10 protein-coding genes are annotated in these 9,162 nt (G+C 66.5%); 3 read left to right on the top strand and 7 right to left on the bottom strand.

Annotation, left to right across the window (positions count from 1 at the left end; all coding sequences use genetic code 11):
- A partial coding sequence (locus EN780_RS20280; protein WP_128275114.1) for a methyltransferase domain-containing protein occupies positions 1-779 on the top strand: 779 nt, incomplete at its 5' end.
- A 6-nt stretch (positions 780-785) separates the two neighbouring features.
- Here EN780_RS20280 and EN780_RS20285 read toward each other — a convergent pair.
- From EN780_RS20285 to argJ, 5 genes are all read right to left on the bottom strand, one after another.
- Positions 786-974, bottom strand: coding sequence for a Flp family type IVb pilin (locus tag EN780_RS20285; RefSeq protein WP_127309173.1), 189 nt, complete (start codon positions 972-974; stop codon positions 786-788).
- A gap of 105 nt (positions 975-1,079) precedes the next feature.
- Positions 1,080-1,388, bottom strand: coding sequence for a hypothetical protein (locus EN780_RS20290; RefSeq protein ID WP_127285210.1), 309 nt, complete (start codon positions 1,386-1,388; stop codon positions 1,080-1,082).
- A 103-nt stretch (positions 1,389-1,491) separates the two neighbouring features.
- Entirely contained in the window at positions 1,492-1,914 is a 423-nt protein-coding gene (locus tag EN780_RS20295; RefSeq protein ID WP_128275115.1) for a (deoxy)nucleoside triphosphate pyrophosphohydrolase, read from the bottom strand.
- On the bottom strand, positions 1,911-2,660 hold the full coding sequence (locus tag EN780_RS20300; protein ID WP_127393324.1) for a GNAT family N-acetyltransferase: 750 nt from the start codon (positions 2,658-2,660) through the stop codon (positions 1,911-1,913). The genes EN780_RS20295 and EN780_RS20300 overlap by 4 nt, the downstream gene beginning before the upstream one ends.
- A 29-nt stretch (positions 2,661-2,689) precedes the next feature.
- Entirely contained in the window at positions 2,690-3,931 is a 1,242-nt protein-coding gene (argJ, locus tag EN780_RS20305; protein WP_128275116.1) for a bifunctional glutamate N-acetyltransferase/amino-acid acetyltransferase ArgJ, read from the bottom strand.
- Between the two features lie 212 nt (positions 3,932-4,143).
- Here argJ and EN780_RS20310 point away from each other — a divergent pair, with 212 nt between their 5' ends.
- Positions 4,144-4,740 (top strand): TetR/AcrR family transcriptional regulator, encoded by a 597-nt coding sequence (locus EN780_RS20310; RefSeq protein ID WP_127285207.1) that lies wholly within the window; start codon positions 4,144-4,146, stop codon positions 4,738-4,740.
- 103 nt (positions 4,741-4,843) lie between these two features.
- On the opposite strand, the gene EN780_RS20315 is transcribed toward EN780_RS20310, so the two are convergent.
- Positions 4,844-5,761 carry a peptidylprolyl isomerase gene (locus EN780_RS20315; RefSeq protein ID WP_127285211.1) on the bottom strand — a complete coding sequence of 306 codons (918 nt, stop codon included), beginning with the start codon at positions 5,759-5,761 and terminating at the stop codon, positions 4,844-4,846.
- 251 nt (positions 5,762-6,012) lie between these two features.
- Between EN780_RS20315 and secA the strand changes: the two genes are divergently transcribed.
- Complete coding sequence (gene secA / locus EN780_RS20320) at positions 6,013-8,745, top strand: preprotein translocase subunit SecA (protein ID WP_127309175.1); 2,733 nt, start codon at positions 6,013-6,015, stop codon at positions 8,743-8,745.
- A gap of 134 nt (positions 8,746-8,879) precedes the next feature.
- Here secA and EN780_RS20325 read toward each other — a convergent pair.
- Positions 8,880-9,162, bottom strand: a 283-nt coding sequence (locus EN780_RS20325) for a LuxR C-terminal-related transcriptional regulator (protein ID WP_133372654.1), incomplete at its 5' end; no start/stop codon positions are given.

Raw genomic sequence — 9,162 nt, forward strand, 5'->3', positions numbered from 1 at the left:
TCGCCGATGACCTGGCCGACCGGCTCGGCGCCGTCGAGCGCAGCTTCGGCAAGGCAGCCGCGCTGTTTTGCCAGACGCCGGCGGCAGCGGATGTGCTCGCCGAAAGCGGCAAGGCGGCGGAGATCGCGCGCGTCGAAGCGGACGCGGCTTTCCTCGGAGACAGGGCAGGCCTTGTCGCGCCGCTGGAGACGGTGCCGTTCGAGGCCGAGAGCCTCGATCTGGTTGTCTCGCTGCTGTCGTTGCAGGCGATGAACGATATTCCCGGCATGCTGGCGCAGATCCGCCGGGCGCTGCGGCCAGACGGGCTTTTCCTCGGCGCCCTGGCCGGCGCCGGCACGCTTTCCGAATTGCGCGAGAGCCTGCTCGCCGCCGAGACCGAGCTCTACGGCGGCGCCAGCCCGCGCGTCATTCCCTTCGCCGATGTCCGCGACGCCGGCGCGCTGCTGCAGCGCGCCGGCCTGGCGCTGCCGGTCGCCGATGTCGAGACGGTGACGGTCCGCTACGACACTATGTTCGACCTGGTCGCCGACCTCAGAGCCATGGGCGAGACCAGCGCGCTCGTCGACCGCAGCCGGCGGCCCGGCACGCGCGGGCTCCTCGCCCGCGCCGCCGAGATCTACGCGGAACGGTTTTCCGACCCCGACGGCCGGATCAGGGCGAGCTTCTCGATTGTATGGCTGTCAGGCTGGGCGCCCGATGCTTCGCAGCAAAAGCCGCTGAAGCCGGGCTCGGCAAAGGTTTCGCTGAAGACGATCCTGGAAGACCCGCAGCGGCGTTGAGACCGATCAGTGCTGGGCGAAGGCGTTGACGAGCTGGCTGTTGGTGTCGCTGAACAGCCACTGTATCGCATTGGCTGCCCTGCCGACGCCGCCGACGATGGCAAGCGACAGCACTGCGGCGATCAGGCCATATTCAATGGCTGTCGCGCCTCTCTCGTCGTGGACGAACTGTTGCAGAAGCTTTTTCATGGTCATCGATCCCTCTTGCCAGGACCATAGCTCCTACCTGTTAAGAAAGGTTAACGGCAAAAGCTTAACAGGCGGTGAAACGGGCCGTTTCTCGGAAATTTGTTAACTATATCAACACTCGCCGCTGCGCGAGCCGTCGCTGCGGATCACGCAGACCGAACTGGGCAGAGGCTGCAAGACGCTGCGGCGCAGCGTATAGGTGTCGCGATGGCCGATCGTACCGGTGCTCATCGTGTCGACGCCGGCGAAACCGTCGCGGGCCGACCGCGTCTGGCTGTCGAGCAAAGGCGCGGCGATCAAGGCGAGCGCCACCGCGGCCGAGCCGAACAGAAGCGTGATGCGCAATATGCCCATGCCGGCATCGGCGGCGCGAAAGCCGCGCTCCGGCCGGATCGAGTCCCAGTCTTTGTCGAGGCTCATGCAATCGCTCCCCACGCGAATCGGCCGGGACCCGGCTTTGCCTCAATTTTCCACACCGGGATAAATCTTCCATTAACGCTGGCTAAAACCAGCGCCCAGGCTCTCACAGGAGATCGATGAGGAACTGGATCAGCGGCGCGTCGGCCGGCGGCATCGGATAGTCGCGCATCTGGCGCGGCCGCACCCATTTCAGCCCCTGCCCTTCCTTTGGCTGCGCGATTCCGCGGAAGCGGCGGCAGACGAAGAGCGGCATCAGCAGGTGAAAATCATCGTAGCTGTGGCTGGCGAAGGTGAGCGGCGCGAGACAGGGGATGTCCGTTTCGATGCCGAGTTCCTCCTGGAGTTCTCGGATCAGGCACTCCTCCGGTGTTTCACCGGGCTCGACCTTGCCGCCCGGGAATTCCCACAGGCCGGCGAGCTGCTTGCCTTCGGGGCGTTGCGCCAGCAACACGCGCCCGTCGGCGTCGACCAGCGCGCAGGCGGCGACGAGAAGCAGGCGCTTGCCGGCTGGCTTGACCTCGCTCATGCGCCGGGCGGCCGACGATAGTGGTAGCGGTAGACCTCCTCGAAGCCCAGCGAGCGGTAGAGCCCCAGCGCCGGCGCGTTGCCCGCTTCGACCTGCAGCCAGGCCTCCCGCGCGCCGCGCAGCCGCGCCCATTTCAGCGCCGACAGGATAAGGTTGCGGCCGTGGCCTTGGTTGCGCACCGATCTGTCGGTGGCGATCTCGAACAATCCGGCGAGGTCGCCGTCATGGACGCAGATCAGCGTCGCCAGCGGTTCGTTGCCGTCCTCGAGCGCGAACAGCCCGGCCTCGGGCTGGATGGCGCCGATGATCTCCGACAGGCCTGGCCTGAGCGACACGTCCGAGCCGCTGACCTTCAGCGACGCGCCGATGAAGCGGCTGATGTCTTTCAGCGGAATCTGGTCCATGGCCGTGTCGAGCCGGGCGTCGGCCAGCGGCAGCCGCATCACCAGGGATTCGTCGAAGCTGCTCCAGCCTTCGCTGTCGAGATGTCTGGAAAGGACAGGGCCTGACAGCGGCGATATGCGGAACGTCAGCGGCCGGCCATAGGCGTCAAAACGCCGGCTGGCGCGGCCGATGCGCTCGGCGATGTGCTGGGTGTCGCCGGGGTCGAGCGGATTGACGGAGTTCAGCCGCTTGGCCGGATGCCCGGCCGTCAGCCGTACCACCCAGGTGCCGTCATAATGGACGGCGGCCGCCGGCCAGGCGCGGAAACCGGCCGCCTCGTAGCGGCGGACGGTCGCGAGCATGCTTGCCGGATGTCTGGACACCAACGCCCTCAGCTCCGGTAATCGCCGTTGATGGCGACATATTCCTTGGTGAGGTCGCACGTCCACACCGTCGCCTTGCCGCGGCCGATGCCGATATCGGCGCGGATGCGGATATCGTCGCGCTTCATATAGGCCGAGGTCGCTTCCTCGGAATAGGCCGGATCGCGCTCGCCCTCATGCGCCAGCCTGTTGTCGCCGAACCAGATCGACAAAAGGTCGCGGTCGGCGGGCTCGCCGGCCTTGCCGACCGCCATGACGACGCGGCCCCAATTGGCGTCCTCGCCGGCGACGGCCGTCTTGACCAGCGGCGAATTGGCGATCGACAGCGCGATGCGCTTGGCCGAACGGGCCGACTTGGCGCCGGTAACGGTGACTTCGACCTGCTTGCGCGCGCCCTCGCCGTCGCGCACCACCTGCAGCGCCAGCGTCTTCAGCACCTTGCCGAGCGCACGGCGGAAGGCGCCGAGCCGCGCGTCCTTGGCATCGCTGATCGCGGCCGCGCCGCGCTTGGCAGCGGCGCCGGTGGCGAACAGCAGCAGCGTGTCGCTGGTCGAGGTGTCGCTGTCGACGGTGACCGCGTTGAAGGTCTTGGCGGTGCCGCGCGACAACAGATCCTGCAGCACGGGTGCGGCGATCGGCGCGTCGGTGGCGATGAAGGAGAGCATGGTCGCCATGTCGGGCGCGATCATGCCGGCGCCCTTGGCGATGCCGTTGATGGTGACGTCGGCGTCGCCGAGCTTCACCGTCGCCGTCGCCACCTTCGGATAGGTGTCGGTCGTCATGATGGCCTTGGCCGCCTCGGTCCACAGGTCGGGCTTGCCGTCCTTGACCAGCCCGGCGAGCAGATGGCTGAACCTGGCCGTGTCGAGCGGCTCGCCGATGACGCCGGTGGAGGCCAGGAACACCTCGCTCGTCGCGCATCCGGCGGCCTTGGCCGCCGCCTCGCCGGTCAGCGCCGTTGACGCGCGGCCCTTCTTGCCGGTGAAGGCATTGGCGTTGCCGGAATTGACCACCAGCACGCGCGCCTTGCCGGCGCCGAGGTTCTGCCGGCAGAAATCGACCGGCGCCGACGGGCATTTCGACTTGGTGAACACCCCGGCGACGGCGGTGCCCGGATCGAAGACCATGGCCAGGAGGTCGGTGCGGTTCTTGTATTTGAGCCCCGCCTCGGCGGTGGCGATGCGCACGCCCTCGATCGCGGGCATTTTTGGATATTTCTTCGGCGCGAGCGGCGAAATCGTTGCGGACATGAGGACCTCGGGCGGCGGAAACGCTGGGGAAGGCCGGTTTGCCCGATACGACGCGCCGGCGCAAGGGCGTTTTCGTCGCTCCTGCCGGCCGCGCCAACCCGCTCCGCACGCCTGCAAGGCCGCGCATTTGGGGAGGCCCCGGAACGGGCCGTATCGTTTCACCGAGAAGCCTTGTATCCTGCGGGCAAGACATATCGGCAAGGACAAGGCAGATGGGCGAGGCCGCCGGAACCGGGCGCAAATCGATCGGCGCCAGGCGCAATCCCGACAGCGCCGACGCCATTCTCGACGCCGCCGAGGCGGTGCTGGCGGAGGCCGGCTATTCCGGCTTCTCGATCGAGGCGGTGGCGCGCCGGGCGCGGGCCGGCAAGCCGACCATCTATCGCTGGTGGCCGAGCAAGGCCGCCCTGCTGCTCGACGTCTACCAGCGGCAGAAGCGGGTCGACGTCCCCGACACCGGCAATCTCGAGGACGATCTTGTCGGCTTCCTGAAGAACCTGTTCGCGCACTGGCGCCTGACAGCGTCGGGCAATGTGTTCAGATCGCTGATCGCCGAGGCGCAGTCGGATAGCCACGCTGCGGCGGCCCTGGCCGGCTACGCGACCGGACGCCGCGCCCACACCGGCCAGGTGATCGAGCGCGCCAAGGCGCGCGGCGAGGTCGCGCCCGAAGTCGATGCCGGCATCGTCGCCGACCTCATCGCCTCCTATGCCTGGAGGCACCTTCTTACCAACCGGCTCGACGAGGACCAGGCGACGCTGCGCACTGCCGTCCGCTATGTGATCTCCGGCATTTCCGCCAAGCGCTGAGCCGCCGGGCTCGGGCTGCCGGCACGACACGCTTGTTTCCATGCCGCAAAAGAAAAGGGCGCCGAACGGCGCCCTTCGCAAGACTGATGAGCTGTCGCGGGCCTTACTTGCCGCTTTCGATCGTCTCGACCGCCTTCTTCAGGTTGGCGTCGGGGATCTCGACCTTGGCGTCGGCGCGCAGCTGCTTCACCAGCGCGAAATACTTGTCGCGGATGACGGCCTGCTTGGCCTGGTCCTTGACCTCCTCGAAGGCCGGCGGCTGCTTGGCGCGCTTGTCCTCGAGCTTGATGACGTGCCAGCCGAACTGCGACTGCACCGGCTCCTTGGTGTATTTGCCGACCTCGAGCGCGAACGCCGCCTTGTCGAACTCGGGAACCATCTGCCCCGGTCCGAACCAGCCGAGATCGCCGCCGTTGGACTTGCCGCTCGGATCGCTGGTGTGCTCGTTGGCAAGCTTCTGGAAATCGGCGCCGCCGTCGAGCTGCTTGATGATCGCCTCTGCCTCTTCCTTGGTCTTCACGAGGATGTGACGGGCGTGCACCTCGTTGACCGGCGGCGTGTTGGCGATCTCCTGGTCGTAGCGGGCGCGAATCTCGGCGTCGGTCACCTTGTTGACGACGCCCTTCTCGACCATCTCGCCATGCAGCGCGCGCTGCTGCAGGAACGCCATGCGGCGCTGGAAGTCGGCATCCTTGTCGAGGCCGGTGGCGACCGCCTGGGCCGCCATGACGCGGATCTCTATGGCCGCCGAAAGGGCGGCCGCGCGGCGCTGTTCCGGCGGCAGTTGCTGGAACTGCTGCGACAGCTCGCCTTCCGCAAGCCCAAGGTCCGCCTCGGTCAGCGGCTGGCCGTTGATCGTCGCGACCACGGCGTTCGGATCGACCGGCTTGGCGGCCGCGGCCGGGGCAGCCGGCTGGGCCGGGGCGGTTTCCTGCGCCATCAGCGGCGACAGCGACAGAGCCGACAGTCCGAATGCCAGGCCAAGGCTGGCGAGCGACGCACGGCGGAACGATAAGGTCATCAAGATTAACTCCGGTGGGGATTGCTTGGGCTGAATGGCTTCAGATCGGCCAGATTGTGGCGGAATTTGGCGCGGTCGGCAGGACCAGCGCGGCGTTGACATCGTTTGAGCCCCCTCTTATCTGTCCAACGACTTTGCGTCCAGAACCGTTTTCCGGGCGCTTTTTGCGTTTGTCCGCGTTTCACGCGGATTTGATGGGGCCGCCCGGTGCCTGTCGCAACGATTAAGAATGCTATCGAAAGGGCCATTGGATGGTCAGTCTCGGCGGTCTCGCCCGTAAGGTTTTCGGCTCCTCCAACGATCGCCGGGTGAAGGCGACCCGGCCGCGGGTCGAGGCCATCAATGCCATGGAAAACGAGATGCGGGCGCTTTCCGACGTCGAGCTTCGCGGCCGCACGGAAAAGTTCCGCCAGGATATCGCCAATGGCGCCTCGCTCGATGATCTCTTGATCCCGGCCTTCGCCACTGTGCGCGAGGCCGCGCGCCGCGTGCTCGGCCTGCGTCCTTTCGACGTGCAGCTGATCGGCGGCATGGTGCTGCACAATGGCGGCATCGCCGAGATGCGCACCGGCGAGGGCAAGACCCTGGTCGGCACCCTGCCCGTCTATCTCAATGCGCTCGCCGGCAAGGGCGTCCACGTCGTCACCGTCAACGACTACCTCGCCACCCGCGACTCCGAATGGATGGGCCGCATCTACAAGTTCCTCGGCCTCACCGTCGGCGTCATCGTCCACGGCCTTTCCGACGAGGAGCGTCGCGCCGCCTACGCCGCCGACGTCACCTACGCCACCAACAACGAGCTCGGCTTCGACTATCTGCGCGACAACATGAAATACGAGCGCGCGCAGATGGTGCAGCGCGGTCACAGCTACGCCATCGTCGACGAAGTCGATTCCATCCTGGTCGACGAGGCGCGCACGCCGCTGATCATCTCCGGTCCGCTCGAGGACCGTTCGGAGATGTACAACACCATCGACGCCTTCATGCTCAAGCTCGGCCCGGCCGACTACGAGATCGACGAGAAGCAGAAGACCTCGATCTTCACCGAGGAGGGCACCGAGAAGCTCGAGAACATGCTGCGCGACGCCGGCCTTCTGAAGGGCGAGTCGCTTTACGACGTCGAGAACGTCGCCATCGTCCACCATGTCAACAATGCGCTCAAGGCGCACCAGCTGTTCCAGCGCGACAAGGACTATATCGTGCGCAACGGCGAGATCGTCATCATCGACGAGTTCACCGGACGCATGATGCCCGGCCGCCGCTATTCTGAAGGCCTGCACCAGGCGCTCGAGGCCAAGGAGCACGTGGCGATCCAGCCGGAGAACCAGACGCTGGCGTCCGTCACCTTCCAGAACTATTTCCGCCTCTACGACAAGCTCGCCGGCATGACCGGCACGGCGCTGACCGAGGCCGAGGAGTTCGGCAACATCTACAATCTCGAGGTCACCGAGATCCCGACCAACCTGCCGGTCGTGCGCAAGGACGAGGACGACGAGGTCTACCGGACCGTCGACGAGAAGTACAAGGCGATCGTCAAGGAGATCAAGGAAGCGCGCGACAAGGGCCAGCCGATCCTGGTCGGCACCACCTCGATCGAGAAATCCGAGCAGCTCGCCGAGCGCCTGCGCAAGGACGGCTTCAAGAGTTTCGAAGTGCTCAATGCCCGCCACCACGAGCGCGAGGCGGCCATCGTCGCCCAGGCCGGCAAGCCCGGCGCCATCACCATCGCCACCAACATGGCCGGCCGCGGCACCGACATCCAGCTCGGCGGCAACGCCGAAATGCGCATCGCCGAGGAGCTCGGCGACCTGCCGGAAGGGCCGGAGCGCGAGGCCAAGGAAAAGGCAATCCGCGACGACGTCGCCCGCCTGAAGGAAAAGGCGCTCGCCGCCGGCGGCCTCTACGTGCTCGCCACCGAGCGCCATGAATCGCGCCGCATCGACAACCAGCTTCGCGGCCGCTCCGGCCGCCAGGGCGATCCTGGCCGTTCGAAATTCTTCCTGTCCCTGCAGGACGACCTGATGCGCATCTTCGGATCCGAGCGCATGGACGGCATGCTGCAGAAGCTCGGCCTCAAGGAAGACGAGGCGATCATCCATCCCTGGATCAACAAGGCGCTGGAAAAAGCGCAGAAGAAGGTCGAGGCGCGCAACTTCGACATCCGCAAGAACCTGTTGAAATATGACGACGTCTCCAACGACCAGCGCAAGGTGGTGTTCGAGCAGCGCATCGAGCTGATGGACGGCGAAGGCCTGTCGGAAACGGTCGCCGAGATGCGCGACGGCGTCATCGAGGAGATCGTCGCCAAGAACATTCCCGAAAACGCCTATGCCGAGCAGTGGAATGTCGCCGGCCTCAAGGCCGAAGTGGCCGAGTTCCTCAACCTCGACCTGCCGGTCGAGGAGTGGGCCAAGGAAGAAGGCATCGCCGAGGACGACATCCGCGAGCGCATCACCGCCGCCGCCGAGACGGCCGCCAAGGAACGCGCCGAGCGTTTCGGCCCCGACGTGATGAGCTATGTCGAACGCTCGGTGGTGCTGCAGACGCTGGACCACCTCTGGCGCGAGCACATCGTCAATCTCGACCATCTGCGTTCGGTCGTCGGCTTCCGCGGCTACGCCCAGCGCGATCCGCTGCAGGAATACAAGGGCGAAGCCTTCGAGCTGTTCCAGGGCATGCTCGGCAATCTGCGTCAGGCCGTCACCGCGCAGCTGATGCGTGTCGAGCTGGTCCGCCAGGCCGCCGAAGCGCCGCCGCCCGAGGCGCCCGACATGTTCGGCAGCCATATCGACGGCACGACTGGCGAGGACGACTTCCAGGGCGGCGAGACGGCGCTCCTGGTGCGCCAGGAATCCAATGCGATCGTCGCGGCGGAGGACCGCGACCCGAACAACCCCGCCACCTGGGGCAAGATCGGCCGCAACGAGGCCTGCCCCTGCGGCTCCGGCAAGAAATACAAGCACTGCCACGGCGCGTTCGCTTGAGAGCAATTCCAGGAAAAGTGTGAAGCGGTTTTCCGCCCGGAATTGCGTCAGAACAAGGCGACCTTCCTTCTCCCCGTGAAACGGGGAGAAGGTGGCCCGAAGGGCCGGATGAGGGGCAGCGCGGCCGTTCGCGATCACACCAGTCCTGAAGCGCGCGCGGCGGCGGACGCCTCGCCGCGCGAGACCGCGTCCAGCTTGCCCAGCACCGCCGAGACATGGTGATCGACCGTCTTCGGCGAGATGGTCAGATGCTCGGCTATCCGCTTGTTGGAGAAGCCGCGCTCGATCAGCTGCAGCACCTCCATCTGGCGCTGGGTCAGGCCAGCGCTGTTGGCGCGTGTCGCCTGGCGCGGCCCTCTCGCAATATGGCTGACGCCGCTGCGCCGCATCAGGGCGCGGACATGCTGCGCCACCGGC

This window comes from Mesorhizobium sp. M4B.F.Ca.ET.089.01.1.1, assembly GCF_004022605.1.
In the GTDB taxonomy this organism is placed as follows: Bacteria; Pseudomonadota; Alphaproteobacteria; order Rhizobiales; family Rhizobiaceae; genus Mesorhizobium; species Mesorhizobium abyssinicae.